This window comes from Micromonospora sp. WMMD558 (assembly GCF_049315255.1).
Classification (GTDB): Bacteria; Actinomycetota; Actinomycetes; order Mycobacteriales; family Micromonosporaceae; genus Micromonospora.
The window spans coordinates 598,195-621,551 of the sequence record NZ_CP186061.1; the positions used below are offsets into that span (position 1 = coordinate 598,195).

Below are 23,357 nucleotides of genomic sequence, written 5' to 3' on the forward strand. Positions count from 1 at the left end.
GGTGTCCGTCGAAGGGAAGACGATGACCAAGCAGCCCGGCGGCTCCTCCGCCGCGGAGTCGGAGCAGCCGAGCCCGGTCACCGACGAGGCACCCGTGACCCCGGACCGGCCGGAGACGGCCCCCGACGACGGCTCGCCCGGTCCGCCGCCCGCTCCCGGAGCGCCCGCCCTGGCGCTGCTGGCCCTCGGCTGGCTGGCCGCGATGCTCTGGTCGACCCGCGAGGCGATCCACTCGGCGGCCGCCGGCGTCACCGCGATCAGCCTCTCCGCCTTCGCACTTCCCGGCGTGATCTCGGCCGCGCTGGTCGCCGGGGCCGCCTTCGCGCTGTTCGGCGTGGACCTGCTCGCCCGGCGGGGCCGGGAGCGGGCCACCCTCCGCTTCGTGGCGGCGGTCGCCACCGGCCTGCTGGTCGGGCTGGCCGCCGCGTTCGCCGTCAACCTGACGTACGCCGACAACGCCACCACCAACGTGATCGCCGGCACGACCGCCGCGGCCGCGATCATCGGCGGGGCCGTCGCCGGTGCCCGCACCGCGCCGGTGGTCGGCGCGGTCGTGGCCGCCGCGCTCGGCACGCTGATCTTCGTGGTGGCGTTCAGCCGGGCCCGGGACCCGCTCTTCGACCTCTTCGGCGCGGGCGAGACGCAGGAGTCACTGCTCAACGCGGCCACGTGGGTCTCCCGGACCGAGTCCCTGCTCGCCGGCCTGGTGGCCGGGCTGCTCGCCTTCGGCTACCTCACCTGGGCCCGGCGCCGGACCGCCCGGCGGGATCCGGCCGCGCCCGCCCTGCGCTGGCCGGCGTACCTGCTCGCCGGCGCCGGCCCCGGCCTGCTGCTGCTCGTCGCCGAGGTGATCCTCCGCACCGGCGGCCGGAAGCTGCTCGACCTGGCGAGCGCGCTGAGCGAGGCGGACGCCGTGGCGCAGACCTCGCTGGGCACCTCACGCGTGGACAACGCCATCTGGGTGCTCTTCGTGGGCGCGCTGACCGCGATGGTCGCCTTCGGCCGCACGCTCGGGCCGGCGCCGCGCGACGAGGACGAGACCGAGCCGGCCGACTGAGGTCACGCCGGCACCCGGCCGTCAGCCGGCGTCGAGGAGCTGGTCCAGCTCGGAGGCGTCGTACCACTCCAGCTCGTGGTCCTCGGCACCGTCGACCGTGAACTGGGCGTCGGGGTCGCCGGCGAGCGCCTCGGTCACCACCTCGGCCGCCGCGGCGACGTCCTCGACCGCGTCCGTCCCGTCGACGTGGATCGCGGCCACCGCCGACACCGGTACCGCCCGGGTCAGCTCCACCGTGCTGGACCCGAGGTCACCGCCACCGCGCCCGACCAGGGCGGCCGGCACGTCCGCCGACACGACGACGCGGCGGCGGGGCGCGGCCGGATCGGCTCGGAGCAGCTGCAACGCGTCCTGGGCGGCGCGGGTGAAGGCGACGTACTCCAACTCCTCCTCGTCGCCCTCCGCGTACCACTCCCGCAGCGCCGGGGTGACCGCGTGCGCGGACGCCGCCGGCAGGCCGTCGGCGCGCAGCAGGGTCAGCATCGGGACGGTCGCCGGCACGTACACCCGGACAAGCTCGTCGGTCACCGCTCGTCTCCCCTGCTCAGGTCCTCCACCGGCGGGTGCCGGCCCGGGCGCCGATCATGCCGTACGCCGTGACCGTCATACACCTCGCACCCGCGAACGTGGAAGTTCTCCACCGCAGTGTCCTCCGGCGAGTTCGTGAGCGCTCGGGGATCCGTCCCTGGGCGGGGTCAGGCGGTGGTGGCAAACTGAACCAAACGCCGTCAACCGAGGGAGTCTCCGTGGCGGAGCCCAGGTTCCTGCTCCTGTCCGACGTGGCCACCGAGTTGAACGTGTCGGATTCGCAGGTCTACCACATGGTGCGCAGCGGCGAACTGCCCGCGATCAAGATCGGTGGGCGCGGCCAGTGGCGCGTCGAGCGCGCGCGGCTGGAGGAGTACATCGAGCGGAAGTACGCGGAGACCGCCGAGTGGGTGCGCGGCAACCCGCTCGCCGACCGCGACCCGGAGTGAGCCGGCGAGTGCGGCGAGGCATTGACCCTGGGCTCTCTCATACCCGAGAATGACGTCAGTCGGAGGCAAACGAAGGCAAACGTAAGAACAACGGGAGATCATGATGGCCGACTCGCGCCGCCCCGGTCCGGTCCGACCTCCCGTCCGGCTCCGCCCGGCCCCGTCCTTCGACCCGCCCTGTGTCGAGGACGACCCGGCCGGCTGGCCGGTCCACGGTCAACTCGCGCTCGACCTGTTCGAGGCGGCCCGGCGCGGGACGGCCCGCCCGCCGGACCGGCGTCGCCGGCCCGGCCCCGCGCCCGGACGGCCGGGCCGTCCGGTGCCGCCCGGCGCCCTGGTCACCGCCACTGCCGAGGCGTCCCGGGCCGCCCACCGCTTCGTCGCCACCTGCCTGGAGGTCGTCAACGGTTACCGGCCACCCGGCCAGCTCCGGCCGTTGCTCGACCCGGCCCGGGCAGCCGACCTGCTGCCCGAGGTGGGCCGGGCGACCGGTCGCTCCGGTCCGGCGCGCCGCCGGTCCACCCGCCCGTTGGTGCACCTGCGCCGGCTGCGGGTGTGCGAGCCACGAGGCGGGGCGGTCGAGGCGGCCGCGGTGCTGGCCGGGCCGGCGGGCCGGGTGTGGGCGATGGCGTTCCGCCTCGAACACCGCCGCGGCACCTGGCTGTGCACCGCCCTCCAGGTCCTCTGACCGGGGGCCGGCGCGAACCGCGGCGACCGCCCGCGCGACCCGCACCGGGCCGACCGAACCACAGCGACGCCCGCGCGCCCGGAGACGGATCGGGCCGCGGCCCCCGGAGGGACCGCGGCCCGGATCGAAGCGGACCGGCGGGCGGGCCCGCCGGAATCACCGTCAGGCGCCGCCGTTGGGCGCGCCGTGGCAGCGCTTGTACTTGCGGCCGGAGCCGCACGGGCACGGTGCGTTGCGGGACGGACCGTTGCCGGCCTCCGCCTGCCCCGGTGCCGCCCGGCGAGCGGCACCGGCCGGGACGACCGGCCCGCGCAACCCGCTCGCCGGCCGCTGGGGAGCCGTCGGGGCCGTCCGCCCGGGGGCCGCCGGAGCGGCCGGAGCGGGCCGGCCCGCCGTCGGCGCGGCCTCGTCGGGAGTCTCCAGAGCCACGGCACCGGCGCCCGCCTCGCCGTCCAGGGTCGGCGCGGAGTACTGGAGACCCTGCTGCTGCGGCGCGCGGCCCAGGCCCTTGGCCCGGATCTCGACCGGCTTCTCCAGCAACTGCACCTCGTCGGCGGCCGGCTCCGGCTCCTGGACCTGCACGTCCAGGTTGTAGAGGAAGCCGACCGTCTCCTCCTTGATGCCGTCCATCATGGTGGCGAACATGTCGAAGCCCTCGCGCTGGTACTCCACCACCGGGTCGCGCTGGGCGTACGCCCGGAGGCTGATGCCCTCCTGGAGGTAGTCCATCTCGTAGAGGTGCTCGCGCCACTTCCGGTCGATCACCTGGAGCAGGACCATGCGCTCCAGCTGACGCGTGCCGTCCTCGCCGAGCTGCTCCTCGCGCCGGTCGTAGGCGGCGTGCGCGTCCTCCTTGAGGCGGCTGAGCAGGAAGTCGACGTCGATGCTGGCCCGCGAGCCGCCGGCCTCCTCCTCCAGCTCCTCGATGGTGATCCCCACCGGGTAGAGCTGCTTGAGGTTGGACCAGAGCTGCTCCAGGTCCCAGTCCTCCGCGTACCCCTCGGCCGTGGCACCCCGCACGTACGCCTCGACGACGTCGTCGATCATGTTGCGGACCTGGTCGGACAGGTCCTCGCCGTTGAGCACGCGCAGCCGCTCGGCGTAGATCACCTGGCGCTGCTTGTTGAGCACCTCGTCGTACTTGAGGACGTTCTTGCGGATCTCGGCGTTCTGGGCCTCGATCTGCGCCTGGGCGCTCTTGATCTGGCGGGTGACCATCTTCGACTCGATGGGCACGTCCTCGGGGATGTTGAAGCGCTCCATGACGGCCTCGACCGCCCCGGAGCGGAACCGCTTCATCAGCTCGTCCTGGAGGGAGAGGTAGAAGCGGGACTCACCCGGGTCGCCCTGCCGGCCCGACCGGCCGCGCAGCTGGTTGTCGATGCGCCGCGACTCGTGCCGCTCGGTGCCCAGCACGTAGAGACCGCCGGCGCCGGCGACCTCCTCCGCCTCGGCTTCGCAGGCCTGCTTCCACTTGGGCAGGACCTCCTCCAGCGCCTTGGCGTACTCCTCCTCGTGCTCGATCGGGTCGAGCCCGCGCTGGCGGAGTTCGCTCGCGGCGAGGAACTCGGCGTTGCCGCCGAGGAGGATGTCGGTGCCACGGCCGGCCATGTTGGTGGCGACGGTCACCGCGCCCTTGCGGCCGGCCTGGGCGACGATCTCCGCCTCGCGGGCGTGGAACTTGGCGTTCAGCACCGAGTGCGGGATGCCGCGGCGGCGCAGGAGCTGGGAGAGGATCTCGGAATTCTCCACCGAGACCGTGCCGACCAGCACCGGCTGGCCGGCGTGGTGCCGCTCGGCGATGTCCTCCACGACCGCGTTGAACTTGGCCTTCTCGGTCTTGTAGATGACGTCGGGGCGGTCCTCCCGGACCATCGGCCGGTGGGTCGGGATGGTCACGACGCCGACCTTGTAGACCTTGTTGAACTCACCCGCCTCGGTCTGGGCGGTGCCGGTCATGCCGGAGAGCTTCTCGTACAGGCGGAAGTAGTTCTGGAGGGTGATCGTGGCGAGGGTCTGGTTCTCCTGCTTGATCTCCACCCCCTCCTTGGCCTCGATCGCCTGGTGCATGCCCTCGTTGTAGCGGCGCCCGTGGAGGATGCGGCCGGTGAACTCGTCGACGATCAGGACCTCGCCCTCGGAGACGATGTAGTCCTTGTCGCGCTTGTAGAGCTCCTTGGCCTTGATCGCGTTGTTCAGGTAGCCGACGAGCGGGGTGTTGACCGACTCGTACAGGTTGTCGATGCCGAGCCGGTCCTCGACCTTGGCGACGCCGCGCTCGGTCACCGCGATCGTCCGCTTGGCGTAGTCGACCTCGTAGTCGCCCTCGCCGTCCTTGCCGGGCTGGAGCCGGGCGACGACGGCGGCGAACTCGCCGTACCACCGGGCGGAGTGCTCGGCCGGACCGGAGATGATCAGCGGGGTGCGGGCCTCGTCGATGAGGATCGAGTCGACCTCGTCGACGACCGCGAAGTTGTGCCCACGCTGGACCAGCTCGTCCTTCGACCAGGCCATGTTGTCGCGCAGGTAGTCGAAACCGAACTCGTTGTTGGTGCCGTACGTGATGTCGCACTCGTACGCGGCCCGGTGCTCGGCGGCGGGCCGGTTGGGCAGCACCACGCCGACGGTGAGGCCGAGGAACTCATGTACCCGGCCCATCCAGGCGGCGTCGCGCTGGGCCAGGTAGTCGTTGACGGTGATCACGTGCACGCCCTTGCCGGAGAGCGCGTTGAGGTAGACCGGCATGACCGAGGTCAGGGTCTTGCCCTCACCGGTCTTCATCTCGGCGATGTTGCCGAAGTGCAGCGCGGCGCCACCCATCACCTGGACGTCGTACGGGCGCTGGCCGAGGACGCGGGCGGCCGCCTCCCGGCAGACCGCGAACGCCTCGGGCAGCAGGTCGTCGAGGGTCTCGCCGTCGGCCAGCCGGTCCTTGAACTGCTCGGTCATCCCCCGCAGCTCGTCGTCCGTGAGGTTGACGTAGTCGTCCTCGATCGAGTTGACGGCGGCCGCGATGGCCTTGAGCCGACGCAGCATGCGGCCCTCGCCAGCGCGGAGGACCCTTTCCAGAATCGACACGGATCAACGCTCCCCTAGACGGTCTCGAACCATCGTAGGCGCTCCATCGGCGCGATGGTCACTGGTGGCGGTGGTCCGAACGGGCGAAACCGACATAAGGGTCGGTTGGGTCGCGAGTGGCGCGATATCCGGTTACGCCGTGGGCGAAAGATCCGGCACGATGGCACGGGTGGAGCCCGTCGAGATCACCGAGGCCGGCCTGCTGCTGCGACCGTGGCGCGCCGCCGACGCCGGCGCCGTGCACCGGGCCTGCCAGGACCCGGACATCCAGCGCTGGACGACCGTTCCCCGCCCGTACCTGCCGGAACACGCCCGCGGGTTCGTCACCGAGTTCTCCACCCGGCAGTGGGAGAGCGGCACCGGAGCGCCGTTCGCGGTCTGCGACCCGGCGACCGGCGAGTTGCTCGGCGCCTGCGGGCTCGTCACGATCGACCGGACCGCCCACCAGGCCAGCGAGATCGGCTACTGGACCGCACCCTGGGCGCGCGGGCGCGGGGTCGCCGTCCGTGCCGCCCGGGCCCTCGCCCGGTGGTCGTTCGACGAGCTGAAGCTGCGCCGACTGCTCTGGGGGGCGCTCGTCGGCAACCACGCCTCCCGGCTCGTCGCGCTCCGGACCGGGTTCCAGATCGAGGGCCGACTCCGCGCCGCCGACCCCGAGTACGGCACCCACGAGTGGTTCGGCTCCCTGCTGCCCGGTGAGGTGCCCGCACCGGACGAGGTCGGGCCGGCCGGCCCGGGCACGCTCGACGCCCGCCGGGCCACCGTCTTCGGCCGGCCCCAGCCGGTCCTGTTCGCCACGGCGGGCGAGGGCGAGGTGCGGCTGCGCCCGATGGAGGCACGGGACGTCGACGCCATCGTGGTCACCTGCCGTGACGCCGACACGATCCGCTGGACCACCGTCCCCGACCCCTACGACCGTCCCGACGCCGAGGACTACCTGGCGTACGCCCGGCAGGCATGGGCGGCCGGCACGAGCGCCTGCTACGCGATCGCCGGCGCCGACGACCGGTTCGCCGGCGCGATCGACCTGCGGCTCTCCGCCGCCGACCCGCTCCAGGCCAGCGTCGGCTTCATGACCGCTCCGCACGCCCGGGGCCGCGGCTACCTGCCCGCCGCGCTGGCCGCGCTGGCCGCCTGGGGCTTCACCACGCTGGGCCTGGCGCGGATCGAGTGGCGGGCCAACGTCGGCAACACCGCGTCCCGGCGGGCCGCCGAGAAGGCCGGCTTCACCGTCGAGGGCACGGCCCGCGCGGCGCTGAACCACCGTGGCACCCGCACCGACGCGTGGGTCGGCGCGCTGCTCGCCGAGGACCTGGCATGACCCCCGAGACCATCGAGGCGTACGGGGTGCGGCTGCGCCTGTTCCGCCCCGAGGACGCCGCCGACACCGCCGCCGCCTGCGCGGACCCGCAGACGCAACGGTTCATCTCCGGCCTGCCCTCGCCGTACACCGAGGCGGACGCCCGCTGGTGGATCACCGAGGGCGCGCCGGCGGCCTGGGCCACCGGCGGCGCCGCGTACGCGATCGCGGACCGGACCAGCGACCGGCTGCTCGGCGGAATCGGGTTGAGCAACCCCGTCCCGACCCGCAACCAGGCGGAGATCGGCTACTGGGTCGCCCCCTGGGCGCGGGGCCGGGGGGTCGCCACCGCCGCGACCCGCGCGCTCGCCGACCGGGCGTTCGCCACCGGAACCGCCCGGCTGGAACTGCTCACCAGCGGCGAGAACGTCGGCAGCCAGCGGGTGGCGCTGGCGGCCGGCTTCCGGCACGAGGGCGTACGCCGGGACGCGAACCCCACCCGCGGCGGCGGGCGACACGACCTGCTGGCGTGGGTACGCCTCGCCGACGACCCGACGGGCCCCACGCCGCGGCTGCTGCCCGACCTGCCCGACGGCCGGCTCACCGACGGCACGGTGACGTTGCGCCCACTCGGCCCGCACGACGCGGACCTCATGTACGCCCTGCACACCCGCCCCGAGGTGGTGGCGAACCAGGCGCCCCCGGTGCCGCCGACCCGCGCGGCGGTCGACCGGCGCTGTGCGCTGTCCGGCAGCGCCTGGCTCACCGGCAGCATCGCCCGGATGCTGATCCTCGACGCCGCCACCGGGGACCCGGCCGGCAGCACCGGGCTGTCGTACGACGACGCGGCCGGGGAGGGCACCGTCGGGTACGCGCTGTTGCCGGCGTGGCGCGGACGCGGGTACGCCACCCGGACGGTCCGGCTGCTCGCCGGATGGGCGTTCGGCACCGTGGGGATGGCCCGGCTGTCCGCCACGACCCTGACCGACAACACCGCGTCGCAGCGGGTGCTGGAGAGGGTGGGCTTCCGCCGGGAGGGACTGATCCGCGGCGCGGTCCCGGGGCTCGACGGCGCCCGGATCGACGACGCGGTCTACGGGCTCCTGCCCGAGGATCTGACCGACTGACGGCCGGCCGGGGCCGGATCGGTCCTCCCGACCCGGCCCCCGGCACGCGCCGGCTCAGATGTCCAGGGAGATGATCCCGTAGTCGTAGGCGTGCCGCCGGTAGACGACGCTGGGCCGACCGGACTCCTTGTCCTGGAACAGGTAGAAGTCGTGCCCGACCAGTTCCATCTGGAACAGGGCGTCGTCGACGGTCATCGGCTCGGCGGGGTGCACCTTCTCCCGCGCGATGTGCCAGGGCTGGTCGTCGTACTCCTCCTCGACCCGTTCCGCGACGGCGGTGGCCGTACCGGCGGAGGCGCCGTCGCCGTTGAGCGACGAGGCGACGAGGTCGGTGACCGGCAGGCCGGCGGTGGCGGCCGCGACGGAGATGGGTGCGTGCCGGCCCCGGTGGACCCGGCGGCGGTCGGCTGCCCGGCGCAGCCGGGTGTCGAGCTTGGCGATGGCCGAGTCCAGCGCGCTGTAGAAGTCGTTCGTGCAGGCCTCGGCCCGGATCACCGGGCCCCGGGACACGCAGGTGATCTCCACCCGCTGGCAGTGGTCCGACTGGCGCGGATTGCGCTCGTGGAACAACTCGACATCGACACGGATAAGCTTGTGGTCGTAGCGTTCGATTTTTGCGAGTTTCTCCGCTACGTGCACCCGGTAATGGTCCGGCACTTCGACATTTCGGCCCTTGACCACGATGTCCACGTGACCTCCCTCGATCGGACGGTCGTTCGATGCGTTACCCGGTCGCGCGTCCTCGGGGCGGCCCCACTCGGCGTCGACCGGTCAGTACGGCTACGCCTCCTCTCACCACCGGGAGTGGATGGGAAGCCTCCTACCCCCGACAGCAGAACGCTAACTCCTGTTCGCCCGGCAGTCACCCCTGGTTGCCGAGACCGCCCAGGAATTTTCACAGCTCATACACCAACGGGTGAAACGGAAACACGAACGGTTACACCGGAGCGCGCTTCTCCGTCGCGGCGAGCACGGCCGCGACGGCCGGTGAGCTACCGGTCGCGCTCAGCGCACGGCTGACCGCGGCGAGAGTGGAGCCGGTCGTCACGATGTCGTCCAGCACGACAACCGCCGCGCCCGCCGGGACCGGCGCCCGGCGGTCCCGCACCCGGAAGGCCGACTCGGCCGCCGCGGCGCGGCCGGCGCTGTCCAGCGTCACCGAGTCGGGGCGGGGCAGCGCGCGTACCGCCCGGCGGACCTCGACCGGCCAGCCGGCCCGGCGCAGCCGGCCCGCACAGTGCCGGGCCAGCCGGCCCAGGTGGTCCCCGTAGCGTGCGCGGGCCGCCGCCGCGGTGTCCGGCACCGGCACCAGCAGCACCGGGCGTACGTCGCCGACCGCGACGGCCACCACCTCGGCGAGCAGCGCGCCGAGCGGCCGGGCCAGCCCGTGGCGGCCGTGGTCCTTGTACGCCAGCAGCACCTCCCGCAGCGGGCCGGCGTACGGGCCGAGCGCGACGCAGGGCGGCAGACCGGCCGGTGCGGGCGTCGGGCGCACCGGGCGGGGGCGCAGGCCGTCGAGCGCGGCGACGCAGCCGGCGCACACGCCGCCCCGCAGCCCCGCACGGCGTTCCCGGCATCCGGCGCACTCCACCGGCAGCACCAGGTCGCCCAGGTCCGCGACGAGCCGGCCGACGTCCCGCACGGCGATCAGTACAGGAAGAAGGGGGCGGTCGGGTTGCCGGCCCGGACACCGGCCGCTTCCTGCACCTGCTCCCGCTGGATCCGCTCGAAGGGGACGCCACGGTAGGCCACACTGTTGGCCTCGTACATCACCTTGCCGCTGAACTGGGCCGCCGGGTTGGCCGGGTACGCCGACAGGTGCGTCACGGCGGCCCCGGTGGAGTCCCGCAACGCGCTCTCCCGGGCGCCGTCCACGCTGATCTCGTAGATCGCCGGCTGGCCCGCCGACCCACCCACCACCAGGCTGTTCTCGCCGTACCAGTCGACGGCCGAGAGGTTGGTGAGCGAGGTGAACAACCGGCGGGGAGACCCGGCGTCGAGCACGCCGCCGTCGTGGTTCAGTGCCAGCACGTACAGGCCACCGTTCACGATCACCGCGAGCCGGTGACCGTCCGGGGAGGCGGCCACCGCCGTCACGTCCCCCGCGACACCCAACGGCACCGGGCTCAGCCTGGCCTGGGCGTCGAAGCGGAACAGCCGCTTGTCGGCGACGACCAGGCCGGACGGCGGATCGGCCGAGCGCAGCCAGACCGGCCGCCCCATCGTGCCGAAGCCCGTGCCCCGGCTGCGGGTGAAGGTGGTCACCGGCTCGGCGCCGACCCCCACCGACAGGTGCTGCCGGCTGTTCTCGCTCGTCACCACGAGCGCGGCGAGGATGCCCCGTTCGTGGCGGCTGAGCCCGGCCGCGACCACCCGGGTGTTCGCCGGCGCGGCCACCGGCACCGGGCCGCTCGGCTCGCCCGGGTACGCGAGGGAGTGGACCGCGCCCTCGTAGACGCAGAACCGCTGCGGGGCGTCGTCAACGGAGTGGGCCGGGAACGCCCGGCGACGCTGCGCGACGTCCTCGATGGTCAACCGGGACTGATTGTTGATCTTCAGGTCGACCGGACCTTCCAGTTCCGGAAGCGACCACGCGAGCTGGGTACCCAACTGATCGAGCTGGGTGCGGTCGGCACCGGACATGTTCAGGTTGACCTCCCAGCGGCCGTCCGTCCGGGTGGCGTTGTTGATCAACTCGGTGCGGTCCGGTAGGAGGCTGACACCCTTGCGCAGCCAGTCCGAGGGGCCACCGGTGAGCCACCGCACCACCTCGCTGACCAGCCGGTCCCTGGGCACGGCCAGGGGCAGGTAGCGCTCGTCGGGCACCAGGCGACTGCGGTCCGAACTCCAGAAGTAGACCGGCCGGGGCGAGTAGTAGCGCTCCAGCGCCTCGACGCTGAGCAGGAGCACGGCCGGCGGGTCGACCACGTACCAGTCCGTCTCGATGCCGGAGTCCTGCACGGTCGGGCGCAGCCCGAACTCGTACGACGTCGCGGTCACCTCCGGCGGTTCCAGGACGCCGTCGGCCCGCAACTGCCCGACCTGCTGGACCCGCAGCGTGACCCGGCTCTGGTCGGGCGAGGTGACGATCCGTGGGGGCGCGATCAGCCGGACGACGGTCAGCGAGACCGCGCTGCCCTGCTTCTCCTTGAGACGGGCCCGGTCGGCGCTGTCGACGAACTGGCGGACCCGGTCGTACGACCCGTCCGGCTCACCGGCCGCCGCGGAGAGGAAGTTGAGGACGAACTCCTCCGGGCTGTCGCTGGCGGTCCGGGTCGGCGGCTCGACCCGGCCGCCGCTGCTGGCACCCGCCTCCGCCGCCGGACCCGGCCCTTCGACGCGGACCTCCGTGTTCGCCGGGATGCCGCAGCCGACCGGACCGAGCAGCAGCACGGCGAGCAGGCCGCCCAGAACCTGTCGCCGGCTCACGGCCGCGACTCCGCGCGCTCCACCGCCGGCGCCGGCCCGACCGCCAACGCGCCCGCGGTGCCCGGGCCGATGGCCAGCAGGCCACCGTCGCGGGGGCCGCCGAACGGCAGCGACGCGTCGGCGGGGACGAGCCGGAGCGGCGAGGTGGTCAGGCGGTCACCGGCACGAGCCGGCAGGGTGAGGCGGAACTGCGCACCCTGGCCCGGCGCCCCCCACGCCTCGAGCCACCCGCCGTGCAGCCGGGCGTCCTCCAGGCTGATCGACAGGCCGAGCCCGGTGCCGCCGGTCTGCCGGGCGCGGGACGGGTCGGCCCGCCAGAACCGGTTGAAGACCAGCTTCTCCTCGCCCGGCTTGAGGCCGACCCCGTGGTCGCGCACGGTGAGCGCCACCGCCGTGTCGTCCATGCCGAGGGTGATCCGCACCGGCTTGCCCTCGCCGTGCTCCACGGCGTTGCCGACCAGGTTGCGCAGCACCCGCTCGACGCGTCGCGGGTCGATCTCGGCGATCACCGGACCGCTCGGCACGTCCAGCTCGATCGTGACCCCGACCCGTTCGGCGAGGCAGGACAACCGGTCGGCGACGCGGTGCACCACCGGCACCAGGTCGGTCGGCTCGGCGTCGAGAGCGGCGAAGCCGGCGTCGAAGCGGCTGATCTCCAGCAGGTCGGTCAGCAGCTCCTCGAACCGGTCCAGCTCGGCCTGGAGCAGCTCGGCGCTGCGGGCGACCGCCGGGTCGAACTCGTCCCGCTCGGCGAAGATCAGGTCGGCGGCCATCCGGACCGTCGTCAGCGGCGTCCGCAACTCGTGCGAGACGTCCGAGGTGAAGCGTCGTTGCAGGCGGGACATCTCCTCCAGCCGGAGGATCTGCCGTTGCAGGTTCGTCGCCATCTGGTTGAAGGAGGCGGCGAGCAGCGCCAGGTCGTCCTCCCCGTTGACGACCATCCGCTGGTCGAGCAGGCCGGCGGAGAGGCGCTGGGCCGTTCGGGCGGCCACCCGTACCGGCGTCACGACCAGGCGGGTCACCAGGGCGGCGAGCAGGCCGAGCAGCAGCACCAGGGCGGCTCCGGTGGCGACCACGGTGGCCCGGGCCTCGGTGGCGGCGGCGTCCTGCCGGGTCAGCGGAACCAGGTAGTACAGCTCGACCTGACCGAACCGGGTGGGCACCGGCGAGCCGTAGACCAGGTACTTCGTCCGTTCCTCGCCGAGCCGGCCGGTGCGGATCTGGCTGGCGACGCTGCCCCCGGCGACGGTGGCGCGCAGCTCGGGGCTGACGACCGAGTTGAGGTTGCCGACCGCCGGGGACGTGCGCGACTGGATGACACCGCTGAAGTTGTCGGCGGTGAGGGCGACCACCACGCCGTTGGTCTGCTGCGGGTCACCGCCGGCCAGGTAGTTGACCGTCCCGTCGACGGTCTCCTGGAACTGCGCCTCCTGCGGCTGGTTGTAGAGGCCGAACTGCTTTGCCGCGTACCCCGCGCCGCTGTCCAGGCGGGTCTCCACGTCGTTCCTGGCGTTCTCCAGCAGGATGTTGGTGATCTTGTCAGCGATCAGGTACGCGAAGCCCCCGACCAGCAGGCTGGACGCCAGCAGTGTGATCGTCACCACGCGCACCTGCAGCGAGCGGCGCCAGGTCTGGTGCAGCCCCGCCAACAGCCGCGCACCCCGCCCGCTCAGCGCACGCCACAGCTCCCAGGCGGCGCCACGCCGCTGGGAGGCTGCCGTCGCGAGGTCGGAGATCGGGGGGCTGGCCACAGTGTGACCAGGTTATCCGGTACCCGCCTTGTAGCCCACGCCCCGCACGGTGAGGATGATTTCCGGCCGCTCGGGATCCGGCTCGATCTTGGCCCGCAGCCGCTGGACGTGCACGTTGACGAGCCGGGTGTCGGCGGCGTGCCGGTAACCCCAGACCTGCTCCAGCAGCACCTCCCGGGTGAAGACCTGCCGCGGCTTGCGGGCGAGCGCGACCAGGAGGTCGAACTCCAGCGGCGTCAGCTTCACCTCCTCGCCGTTGCGGCTGACGGTGTGGGCGGGCACGTCGATGGTGATCTGGTTGCCGGGCGGGCCGATGGTGAGCAGTTCGGGGGCCACGTCCTCACCGCGCCGCAGCCGGGCCCGCATCCGGGCCACGAGCTCCTTCGGCTTGAACGGCTTGACCACGTAGTCGTCGGCCCCGGACTCCAGCCCCAGCACGACGTCAACCGTGTCGCTCTTGGCGGTGAGCATGACGATCGGCACGCCCGACTCGGCCCGGATCGACCGCGCCACGTCGATGCCGCTCATGCCGGGCAGCATGAGGTCGAGCAGGACGATGTCCGGCCGGTTCTCCCGGAACGCGGCCAGGGCGCGTTCCCCGTCGGCCACGAACGAAGGCAGGAACCCCTCGCTGCGCAGGACGATGCCGAGCATCTCCGCGAGCGCGGGGTCGTCGTCGACCACCAGTACCCGGGCTCTCATGGGATTAATTTTCCATCCCCATTTCCTTCGGTGGGATCCGCGTCCTCCGGCACGGTACTGCCGTCGGCCGCCGTAGCCCAGCAACCCGCGCCCGCGACGTCGCCGCCGGGCCCACGGGGCCGTCCGATCGGATCCCGCGTGTCACCATGATCCCTGCGTGTGCCGGTCCGCGCCACCACCGCCGCCACACCTGTCACACCGGTCGCCGGACGGGCGACAGCAGCCGTATCCCGGTGGCGACCCCACTCCCTGCCGAATCCGGCGGTGTTCGGCGGCCCGAGCCGCGGCGGTCTCGCTCGCCTGGCTCGCGTGGTGCGGATGGACGTGGGTCCGACCTGCCCGGCGCCGCCGCGAGCCGGACTGAGACCGCCGGGCCGCCGCTGGTGGTCAGCGACGGCCCGGCAGTTCGTGACTCAGTAGCGGTAGTGGTCGGGTTTGAACGGGCCCTCGGGGGAGATTCCGAGGTAGGCGGCCTGTTCCTTGGTCAGGGTGGACAGTTTCGCGCCGAGGGCGGCCAAATGCAGCCGGGCGACCTTCTCGTCGAGGTGCTTGGGCAGCACGTACACCCCGACCGGGTACTGGTCGGTCTTCGCGTACAACTCGATCTGCGCGATCGTCTGGTTGGCGAAACTGTTCGACATCACGAAGCTGGGATGCCCGGTGGCGTTACCCAGGTTCAACAAGCGACCCTCGGACAACACGATGACCGCGTGCCCGTCATCGAACCGCCACAGGTCGACCTGCGGCTTGATGTTCTCCCGGGACACATCCGGCCGCTTCGCCAACCCGGCCATGTCGATCTCGTTGTCGAAGTGCCCGATGTTCCCCACGATCGCCTGGTGCTTCATCCGCGCCATGTGCTCATTCGTGATCACATCGAAACAACCCGTCGCGGTGATGAAGATGTCCGCGACCTCGACCACGTCATCCAACGTGGCCACCTGATAGCCGTCCATCGCCGCCTGCAACGCGCAGATCGGGTCCACCTCGGTCACCACCACCCGGGCACCCTGCCCCCGCAGCGACTCCGCACACCCCTTACCCACATCCCCGTAACCCAGGACCACCGCCATCTTCCCACCGATCAGCACATCGGTGGCCCGATTGATCCCGTCGATCAGCGAATGCCGACACCCGTACTTGTTGTCGAACTTGCTCTTCGTCACCGAATCGTTGACGTTGATCGCCGGGAACAACAACATGCCCGCCCGGTGCATCTCATACAACCGGTGCACCCCCGTGGTGGTCTCCTCCGTCACACCCCTGATCCCCGCCGCGATCCGCGTCCACCGCTGACCATCCTCGGCCAACGAACGGTGCAGCAGACCCAGGATGACCGCGTACTCCTCACTGTCGGCCGACTCCACCGGCGGCACCACACCCGCCCTCTCAAACTCCACACCCTTGTGCACCAACAACGTGGCGTCCCCACCGTCATCGAGGATCATGTTCGGACCCCCACCATCCGGCCACGCCAACACCTGCTCCGTGCACCACCAGTACTCCTGAAGGCTCTCACCCTTCCACGCATACACCGGCACACCCGCCGGGCTGTCCGGCGTACCGTCCGGACCGACCACGACCGCCGCCGCCGCATGGTCCTGGGTGGAGAAGATGTTGCACGACGCCCACCGCACCTGCGCACCCAACGCCACCAACGTCTCAATCAACACGGCGGTCTGAATCGTCATATGCAAAGAACCCGTGATCCGCGCACCCGCCAACGGCTGCGCCCCGGCGAACTCACCACGGATCGCCATCAAACCCGGCATCTCATGCTCCGCGAGCCGGATCTCCTTACGCCCAAACTCAGCAAGCGACAGATCCGCCACCTTGTAGTCGCCCTCGGCGAGGGTGCTCGGCCGGGGCGTTCCGCTGGCGGACGCCGGGAGGGTGCTGGTCATGAAAGCTCCTGTCGGACGATGTGCAGCGCGACCATCCACCTTACGCGCGCATCCCGACGGACCACCGCCCGGTCGGTGAACAGCGCACGGGGCGGTCGGTGGTGGACGGACTTTCCGCCCACGGGCCGGCCGCCCCGTGCATCCCCCCGGTTTGGTTCCCCGCGCGTTCTCGGGACCGTCGTCGCGATAACGCTGCGTACCCATAGAGTCACACTGCGCTGATACCGCGTCAAGCCATTCCGGGAAAGTCGGACTTGCGCGTTCGGCAGGACCCGCCCCGCTCAGCGCAGGCCGCAGCTCGCGACGTACGCCTCACCCGCACCCGAGAGGTGCAGGTCACCCGCGGCAGCCGGGCCCACGGCGGCCTGCCCCGGCGCGAGCGCCACCTTGCCGGTCCCGTCATCGACCATGAGCCCGCCGGCCCCGCAGAGCACCACCCGGGGCCCGGCCAGCGGCAGCGTCACCTCGGGCAGGTCCGCGCCCACCCGCACCCGGTGCAGTGCGAAGTCGTCCACCGGCACCGGCCAGCAGACCACCCCGGGCGCGACGTCGCGGGCACGCACCACCGGGTCGTGCAGCACCTCGAACCGCAGCACCCGGAGCAGCTCGTCCACGTCCACACGCTTCGGGGTGAGGCCACCGCGCAGCACGTTGTCACTCGCGGCCATGATCTCCACGCCCGTGCCACGCAGGTAGGCGTGCAGGTTGCCGGCCGGCATCCAGATCGCCTCTCCCGGCGCGATCCGCACGCGATTGAGCAGCAGCGCCACCAACACCCCGGGATCACCCGGATAGGCCGCCGCCAGGTCGCGCGCCAACTCGGCGTCGAGCCCGCCGCCCGGCGCCGACGCCACGGCGGACACCAGCGCGTCCCGCTCGGCGGCGGGCCAGGTCAGCAGCAGGCGCACGGCGTCGGACAGGCCCGCCGGCCCGGCGCGCAACGCGGTCAGCACCGGCTCCAGTGACGGTACGCCGAACGCGGCGAGCACCTCCGCCGACACCGCCGGATCACGGAAGCCGCAGAGCGCCTCCATCGACGACAGCGCCACCAGCAGCTCGGGCTTGTGGTGCGGATCCACGTAGTTACGTTGCGCCTCGGGACGCGCCGCGTCAGCGGCGTGCCCGGCGCGGGCCTGGTCCGGGTCCGGGTGCGCCTGGAGGCTGAGCGGCGCGTCGGCGGCGAGCACCTTGAGCAGGAACGGCAGCCGGGTGCCGAACCGGTCGACCACCTGCTCGCCGAGCCAGTGCCCCGGCTCGGCGAGCAACAGGTCGACCAGGCTGACGCGGTCGCCGTCCCGGTCCACCGTGGCCGGAGCGCCCGGGTGGGCGCCCAGCCACAGCTCCGCCTCCGGCTCGTCGCTCGGCACCGGCCGCCCCTGCAGAGTGGCGATCGCCGACCGGGACCCCCAGGCGTAGTTCCGGATCGGCCCGTACAGCAGCTCCACCCGTCAGCCCCCGGACCGCCCGGCGGTTTCTCCGGGCCCGGTGTGGCCGGCGGCGCCGGAGTCGGCCCGGTCCGCGCCGGCGTGGTAGATGTCCGGCTCCAGGTAGATGACCCGGGCGGCGGGAACGGCCGTGCGGATCCGCGCCTCGACCGCGTTGATGCCACCGGCCAGCTCCTCGGCGCTGTGCCAGGTGCGGACGCCGATCTTCGCCGCCACCATCAGCTCATCCGGGCCCAGGTAGAGCGTCTTCATGTGGATGATCCGCTCGATCTCCGGGCCGGCCGTGATCGCCTTCTCGATGGCCGTCACGTCATGCGCCTCGGCACCCTCACCGAGCAGCAGGCTCTTGGTCTCGATGGCCAGGATGATGGCGATGACCACCAACAGCACACCGATCATGGCGGTGCCGGCGGCGTCCCACCGCGAATTGTCCGTGATCAGCGTCATGCTCACGCCGAAGAGCGCGAAGACCAGACCGAGCAGCGCGCCGAGGTCCTCCAGCAGCACCACCGGAAGCTCGGGGGCCTTGGCCCGCCGCACGAAGCGCACCCAGGACTGGTTGCCCCGAACGCGGTTCGACTCCACGATCGCGGTGCGGAAGGAGAACGACTCCATCACGATCGCCACCACCAGCACGGCCACCGGGACCCACTGCCACTTGTCCGGAGTCTCGGGGTGGGACCACTTGTGGTACGCCTCGTAGAGGGCGAAGAGGCCACCGACGGTGAACAGCACGATGGACACGATGAACGCGTAGATGTAGCGCTCCCGCCCGTACCCGAACGGGTGCTGCGGGGTGGCGGCGCGCTTGGCCCGCTTGCCGCCGAGCAGCAGCAGCGCCTGGTTGCCGGAGTCGGCGACCGAGTGGATCGACTCGGCCAGCATCGACGAGAGGCCGGTCAGCAGGAACGCGATGAACTTGGTGATGGCGATGCCGACGTTGGCCAGCAGCGCGGCGACGATCGCCTTCGTACCACCGTCGGCACTCACGCCGCCGCCTCGCTCCGCCGCGCCGTCTTGCGTTCGCTCACTGGTTCGCCAGCTCCTTCATCTCCGTGATGGCCGGGACGGCCATGGGGTCCAGCCCGTGTGCCAGGGCAAGGTAGATCGAGGCGAAGTCCGGGACCGCGACCAGAGAGGCGAGCCGCTCCAACGCGGAACCGCCCTCGGCGGTGACCACGTCGCAGCGCACGCCCCGCCGTTCGGCGAGCGTCTGGACGGCCTCCGCCCGCCGCTCCTCGACCGCGAGGGGCTCGTCGGCGTCCTCCTCGGGGTTGAGCCCGCCGTCCCGCAGCAGCACCAGCCGCAGCCGCGTGCCGGCGGGTCGTTCCTCGTCCGGGTCGGCGAAGATGTCCCGCTCCCCCTCGACCAGGCCGCCGAAGACACCGTCGAGGAGGCCGACGCGGCCCCGGCCGGCCTCGCCGAGCGCCCCGGACACGACCGGGTAGCGGGCGTTCGCCGACAGCGTGTCGCCGAACCGGCGGGCCGCGACGGTCGCCAGCGGTGACGAGCCCCAGACGATGGGAACGGAGCCGGCCAGGCCGAGCGCGAGCGACTTCGCCGGGTTGACGAAGGACTCGGCCGTCGGGCGGCAGCGGTCGGCGTCGGCGTCGAGCCGGGCCGCGGTCTCGGCCAGGTCCGCCTCGTTCACCTTCACGAGGCCGAGCGTACGGGCGGCGAGCAGAACCGGCACGGTGAGCGCCCAGAGGCTGGCCCGGGCCGGCGCGCGGCGGGGCACCGGGATGAACGGCGCGCGGGCGCGCTCGGCCACGGACTGGAGCTGCGAGTCCGGGGCGCCGACCGCGACCAGGCGGGCACCGCGCCGGTGAGCCGCCTCGGCCGCGCCGAGCGCCTCAGGGCTCCGGCCGGAGGCACTGACCGCGATGACCACGTCGGCGGCGCCGACCCAGCCGGGCACGCCGGCGCTGCGGTGCGGGATCACCGGGACCGGGCAGCGCGGGCCGGCGACCGTGGCGAGGACGTCACCGGTCCGCCCGGCGGTGCCGATGCCGGCGATGACGACCGCGCGTGGCCGCCCCTCGTCACCGAGCACGGCGAGGTTGGCCTCGGCGGCGAGTGCCGCCGACTCGCGGACCTGCGCACCCGCCGAGGCGATGTGCCGTAGCATTCCGCCCGGGTCCCGCTCGGCGAGCGCGTCCGGGTCGTCGAGCAGGGCCTCGTCGGCGTTGCGGTGGCCGCTCACTCCGGCCGTACCGTCGATCACGACCGCTCCGCGGGGCCGCCGCGCGCCTCGTCGAGCAGCAGTACCGGCACGTCGTCGCGGACCTCGAAGATCCGGCCGCACTCCGTGCAGGTCAGCGTCTGCGCCTGGGCGTCGTAGTCCAGCGGGGCGTGGTGCGTGTCCGGGCAGGCGAGGATCTCGAGCAACTGCGGATCCAGGGCCATGGCACGGCTCCTTCCACGTGTGCGGCTTCACCGGACGGCGGTGCCGACCGGCGCACGCGATCTTATCGGCGAACCCGGTCGAGCACCTCGTCGCGGAGCGAGGTCATCCGCTGCCGGGTCGGCGCCTCGACGTTGAGCCGCAGCAGCGGCTCGGTGTTCGAGGCCCGCAGGTTGAACCAGGCGCCGTCGGGGAAACGCAGGGTGAGGCCGTCCAGCTCGTCCGCCTCCGCGTCGGGGTACGCGTCGCGCACCTCGCCGATCTTCGCCGCCTGGTCGGCCACGGTGGAGTTGATCTCGCCGGAGGCGACGTACCGCTCGTACTCGCCGGCCAGCACCGACAGTGGCAGCGACTGCTCGCCCAACGCGGCCAGGGTGTGCATCGCCGCGAGCATGCCGGTGTCGGCGAACCAGAAGTCCCGGAAGTAGTAGTGGGCGGAGTGCTCACCACCGAAGACCGCGTTGGTCCGGGCCATCTCCGCCTTGATGAACGAGTGCCCCACCCGGGAGACGACCGGCTGGCCGCCGTTCTCCCGGATGATCTCGGGCACCGCGCTGGACGTGATGAGGTTGTGGATCACCGTCGAGCCGGGGTGCTTGGCCAGCTCACGGGCGGCGACCATCGCGGTGATCGCGGACGGCGAGACCGGCTCCCCACGCTCGTCCACCACGAAGCACCGGTCCGCGTCGCCGTCGAAGGCCAGGCCGATCTCCGCGCCGTGCTCGAGCACGGCCCGCTGGAGGTCGACCAGGTTCTTCGGGTCGAGCGGGTTCGCCTCGTGGTTGGGGAACGTGCCGTCCAGCTCGAAGTAGAGCGGCACGATCTCCAGTGGCAGGGCCGGCAGCGCGGCGTCACCGAGCACGGTCGGGACGGTGTACCCGCCCATGCCGTTCCCCGCGTCCACCACGACCTTCAGCGGCCGGATCCGGGAGAGGTCGACCAGCTTGCGCAGGTACGCCGCGTAGTCGGCGAGCAGGTTGCGCTGCTGCGCCGGCGCGGTCGGGTCGCCGGCGGGCCGCGCCTCGCCTGAGTCCAGCAGAGCCTGCGCCCGGTCGCGGATCTCGGCCAGGCCGCTGTCCTGGCCGATCGGCCGGGCCCCGGAACGGCACATCTTGATGCCGTTGTACTGCGCCGGGTTGTGGCTGGCGGTGAACATCGCCCCGGGCAGGTCGAGCGATCCGGAGGCGTAGTAGAGCATGTCGGTGGAGGCCAGGCCCAGCTCGATGACCGTACGACCCTCGGTGCGGACGCCGGCGGCGAAGGCCGCGGCGAGGCCGGGGCCGGTGGCGCGCATGTCGTGGGCGACCAGCACCGCCTCGCCGGGCTCACCGGAGGCGTTGAGGACCTGGGTGAAGGCCACGCCCAGCGCCTCCGCCGTGCGCTCGTCCCACTGGTCCGGCACCGTCCCACGAATGTCGTAGGCCTTCACGATCTGGGACAGATCAGACACCGGTTCCGCTCCTCGGGCTGCAGGTCGTCAACGGCCTGAGCGTATCGGAGGGCGGCTCCGCGCTTGGGCTCAGGCGCGGAGCCGGGAGGTGAACTCGTGCGGCCACCCGTTGACGGGCCACGTCCGCAATTCCCAGAATAATTAGATTTGTGTATGCGGGGTTGCAGGGATTCCTTAACGCGCAATAGCCTCTGTTCCAGCGCCTGAGGAATGCTGCCGAACAGCATCCGCGCCAATCCCCGGTCCGGGCACCTTTATCGGTGTCGGGACGTGGCGTACCGCAATGCAGGCGCTATGGAAATGGGAGCAACCTTGGCACGAAGGAAGCGACTTCTCCGGCTCGCCGCGATGTCCGTGGCCGCCACGTCCCTGGCCGCTGCGGGAGCGCTGCTACCAGCCTCCCCCGCCGCAGCGCGGCCGCACGACTGCAGCCTCAGCGTGAAGATCAGCAAAGACCCGGGCTCGATGTACGCCCGGGCGGACGTGAACTGCCGGAAGAAGGAACACTTCGCTATTCGCATCTCCATCTATCGCGACGACTGGCACGGCAACACCTCCGTCGCCAGCCGGTACAAGGGCTTCCACGCCTCGGGTTACACGTATCTCTCGACCTCCGAGCCGTGTTCTGACGTCGATCCGAAGAAGAAATACCACGCGATCGCGAAGCTGTACGACACCCGTTTTGGTCCGGGCATCGAGGTCAAGGACATCAAGAGCACCACCGTGTCCGGTCACTGCTGACCGGCAGCAGGCGCCCGGCCGAATCACCGGCGCCCTGCACGGTTCCACCCGGGCGGGCGGCGCGCTGCGCCGTCCGCCCGGAGTCAGTCGGGCATCCGGGGCATGAACCGGGTGCGGTCCTCATCCCCGGCGCCTCCGGGCGTTCCGGAAGCCGGCGTGCCGTGCTGCCCGGGTACGGGAGGAGTCGACGGTGGCGGGGTGCCGTAGGGGTCCCGAGGGGTGGGCGCACCCGGCATCGCCTGGGTCGCGTCCGGCGGGGTGCCGTAGAGGCCGGCGGAACGCTGGGCGGGCGGGGCTCCGTACAGGCCGGGCGTGGCCGGACGGCCGGTGGCCGGCTGCCCATACACCTGACCGGGCTGGCCGGGCAGGACCGGCGGGCCCTGCGCCGAGCGGTAGGTGCTGCCACCGGAGGTCGGGGCACCGCTCCCCGGCTCCTCCTTGTCCTCCCGGAAGCGGCGGACCAGCAGGACGATCAGCACGATCCCGACCGCGACCATGGCCAGGCCGAAGAACATGATCGGGGACCCGCCGGACTCCTCGGCCGCCACCGGGCTGGCCGCCCCACCCGCGGGATTGGCGAGGGCCTCGACGGACGCCCCGTCCTCGGCGGCAGCCTCCGTCACGGCCGCGCTGGGGGTCGGTGACGGGGTCCGCGACCGCGACGGCGTGGGCGAGGCGGAGACCCGGCCACCATCCACGCGGGAGGCGTCCGACCCTCGGCCCAGCACCTGGCCGACCGCGTTGGTCGCCTCGCCGACGACGGTCAACCGGCCGTCCGGTGCGCCGGCGGCGAACGCCACCCGGTACCGCACGGTGATGCTCTTGCCCTTGCACAGCCGCGGGTTCGCCGGGGAGGTGGCCGCGGTGCTGACACCGCCCCCACCCCCGGACAGCGCCACCGGGAACCAGCGTCCGCCCGCGTTGACCTCCACCCGGACCTGGTCGGCCCGGAGCCCGTCCAGACGAAGGGCGAGCGCGGTGCGCAGCAGGACACAGCCGTCCGTACGCTTGCGCACCTCCACGGCGACGCCCCCAGCCGAGCCACCGGCCGTGAAGCGCCCGGCGGCGCCCACCCGGACCGAGTCCTGGTCGGCGATCGCCGGGGTCGCACCGAGGGCGACGAGGCCGCCCACCACCGCGCAGACCGCGGCGAGCCGCGCCGCGTGCCGCCGAACCGACATGATCACCTCGCCGTTCCTCCCCCGGGGGACGGGGGTCCGCCGGTCAGGCTACTACCGGGGGTGGACAACGCCCGGTCATAGAGCGCCCCGGATGTGCCCCGCATTACCCTGCTGGACCGCCCT

At 72.5% G+C, this 23,357-nt stretch carries 20 protein-coding genes; 6 read left to right on the plus strand and 14 right to left on the minus strand.

The annotated features are described in order from the left end of the window. The first annotated feature begins 22 nt into the window (after positions 1-22). Positions 23-1,057, plus strand: coding sequence for a hypothetical protein (locus ACN26Y_RS02880; RefSeq protein WP_422734230.1), 1,035 nt, complete (start codon positions 23-25; stop codon positions 1,055-1,057). Positions 1,058-1,078: 21 nt separating this feature from the next. Here the strand turns inward: ACN26Y_RS02880 and ACN26Y_RS02885 are convergent, their stop codons facing one another. After that, positions 1,079-1,585 (minus strand): DUF6912 family protein, encoded by a 507-nt coding sequence (locus tag ACN26Y_RS02885; protein WP_366598551.1) that lies wholly within the window; start codon positions 1,583-1,585, stop codon positions 1,079-1,081. A gap of 218 nt (positions 1,586-1,803) precedes the next feature. On the opposite strand from ACN26Y_RS02885, the gene ACN26Y_RS02890 reads away from it, so the two are divergent. Continuing rightward, entirely contained in the window at positions 1,804-2,034 is a 231-nt protein-coding gene (locus ACN26Y_RS02890) for a helix-turn-helix domain-containing protein (protein ID WP_366598552.1), read from the plus strand. Positions 2,035-2,137: 103 nt separating this feature from the next. Next, positions 2,138-2,722: an Rv3235 family protein gene (locus tag ACN26Y_RS02895; RefSeq protein ID WP_422734231.1), complete on the plus strand. Its 585-nt coding sequence runs from the start codon at positions 2,138-2,140 to the stop codon at positions 2,720-2,722. 162 nt (positions 2,723-2,884) lie between these two features. Here ACN26Y_RS02895 and secA read toward each other — a convergent pair whose 3' ends face one another. After that, entirely contained in the window at positions 2,885-5,800 is a 2,916-nt protein-coding gene (gene secA / locus ACN26Y_RS02900) for a preprotein translocase subunit SecA (RefSeq protein ID WP_422734232.1), read from the minus strand. A gap of 160 nt (positions 5,801-5,960) precedes the next feature. On the opposite strand from secA, the gene ACN26Y_RS02905 reads away from it, so the two are divergent. Next, entirely contained in the window at positions 5,961-7,121 is a 1,161-nt protein-coding gene (locus ACN26Y_RS02905; RefSeq protein ID WP_366598556.1) for a GNAT family N-acetyltransferase, read from the plus strand. Next, positions 7,118-8,227 (plus strand): GNAT family N-acetyltransferase, encoded by a 1,110-nt coding sequence (locus tag ACN26Y_RS02910; protein WP_422734233.1) that lies wholly within the window; start codon positions 7,118-7,120, stop codon positions 8,225-8,227. Before ACN26Y_RS02905 ends, ACN26Y_RS02910 begins: the two co-directional genes overlap by 4 nt. Before the next feature lie 54 nt (positions 8,228-8,281). Here ACN26Y_RS02910 and hpf read toward each other — a convergent pair whose 3' ends face one another. The 11 genes from hpf to ACN26Y_RS02965 form a co-directional block, all read right to left on the minus strand. Further along, positions 8,282-8,917, minus strand: coding sequence for a ribosome hibernation-promoting factor, HPF/YfiA family (gene hpf, locus ACN26Y_RS02915; RefSeq protein ID WP_366598558.1), 636 nt, complete (start codon positions 8,915-8,917; stop codon positions 8,282-8,284). A gap of 247 nt (positions 8,918-9,164) precedes the next feature. Beyond that, complete coding sequence (locus ACN26Y_RS02920; protein ID WP_422734893.1) at positions 9,165-9,827, minus strand: ComF family protein; 663 nt, start codon at positions 9,825-9,827, stop codon at positions 9,165-9,167. A gap of 47 nt (positions 9,828-9,874) precedes the next feature. Continuing rightward, positions 9,875-11,656: an LpqB family beta-propeller domain-containing protein gene (locus ACN26Y_RS02925; protein WP_422734234.1), complete on the minus strand. Its 1,782-nt coding sequence runs from the start codon at positions 11,654-11,656 to the stop codon at positions 9,875-9,877. Beyond that, the gene (gene mtrB / locus ACN26Y_RS02930) at positions 11,653-13,329 is read right to left on the minus strand and encodes an MtrAB system histidine kinase MtrB (RefSeq protein WP_366598576.1); all 1,677 of its coding nucleotides are present in this window, start codon (positions 13,327-13,329) and stop codon (positions 11,653-11,655) included. Before mtrB ends, ACN26Y_RS02925 begins: the two co-directional genes overlap by 4 nt. Before the next feature lie 90 nt (positions 13,330-13,419). After that, the gene (gene mtrA / locus ACN26Y_RS02935) at positions 13,420-14,109 is read right to left on the minus strand and encodes an MtrAB system response regulator MtrA (RefSeq protein ID WP_350653182.1); all 690 of its coding nucleotides are present in this window, start codon (positions 14,107-14,109) and stop codon (positions 13,420-13,422) included. A 413-nt stretch (positions 14,110-14,522) separates the two neighbouring features. Next, positions 14,523-16,013, minus strand: coding sequence for an adenosylhomocysteinase (gene ahcY / locus ACN26Y_RS02940; RefSeq protein WP_422734235.1), 1,491 nt, complete (start codon positions 16,011-16,013; stop codon positions 14,523-14,525). 281 nt (positions 16,014-16,294) lie between these two features. Further along, positions 16,295-17,458, minus strand: coding sequence for a mannose-6-phosphate isomerase, class I (gene manA / locus ACN26Y_RS02945; protein ID WP_422734236.1), 1,164 nt, complete (start codon positions 17,456-17,458; stop codon positions 16,295-16,297). 3 nt (positions 17,459-17,461) lie between these two features. Next, on the minus strand, positions 17,462-18,448 hold the full coding sequence (locus ACN26Y_RS02950) for a cation diffusion facilitator family transporter (RefSeq protein ID WP_422734237.1): 987 nt from the start codon (positions 18,446-18,448) through the stop codon (positions 17,462-17,464). Positions 18,449-18,485: 37 nt separating this feature from the next. Next, a complete protein-coding gene (locus ACN26Y_RS02955; RefSeq protein ID WP_422734238.1) occupies positions 18,486-19,682 on the minus strand; it encodes an SIS domain-containing protein in 1,197 nt (398 codons plus the stop codon). Beyond that, positions 19,679-19,864 (minus strand): Trm112 family protein, encoded by a 186-nt coding sequence (locus tag ACN26Y_RS02960; RefSeq protein ID WP_366600016.1) that lies wholly within the window; start codon positions 19,862-19,864, stop codon positions 19,679-19,681. Before ACN26Y_RS02960 ends, ACN26Y_RS02955 begins: the two co-directional genes overlap by 4 nt. A gap of 62 nt (positions 19,865-19,926) precedes the next feature. Further along, entirely contained in the window at positions 19,927-21,312 is a 1,386-nt protein-coding gene (locus tag ACN26Y_RS02965; RefSeq protein ID WP_422734239.1) for a phosphomannomutase/phosphoglucomutase, read from the minus strand. Between the two features lie 270 nt (positions 21,313-21,582). Between ACN26Y_RS02965 and ACN26Y_RS02970 the strand changes: the two genes are divergently transcribed. Further along, positions 21,583-22,053: a hypothetical protein gene (locus ACN26Y_RS02970; RefSeq protein ID WP_422734240.1), complete on the plus strand. Its 471-nt coding sequence runs from the start codon at positions 21,583-21,585 to the stop codon at positions 22,051-22,053. An 83-nt stretch (positions 22,054-22,136) separates the two neighbouring features. Here ACN26Y_RS02970 and ACN26Y_RS02975 read toward each other — a convergent pair whose 3' ends face one another. After that, positions 22,137-23,240, minus strand: coding sequence for a hypothetical protein (locus ACN26Y_RS02975; protein ID WP_422734241.1), 1,104 nt, complete (start codon positions 23,238-23,240; stop codon positions 22,137-22,139). Between the last annotated feature and the right edge of the window lie 117 nt (positions 23,241-23,357).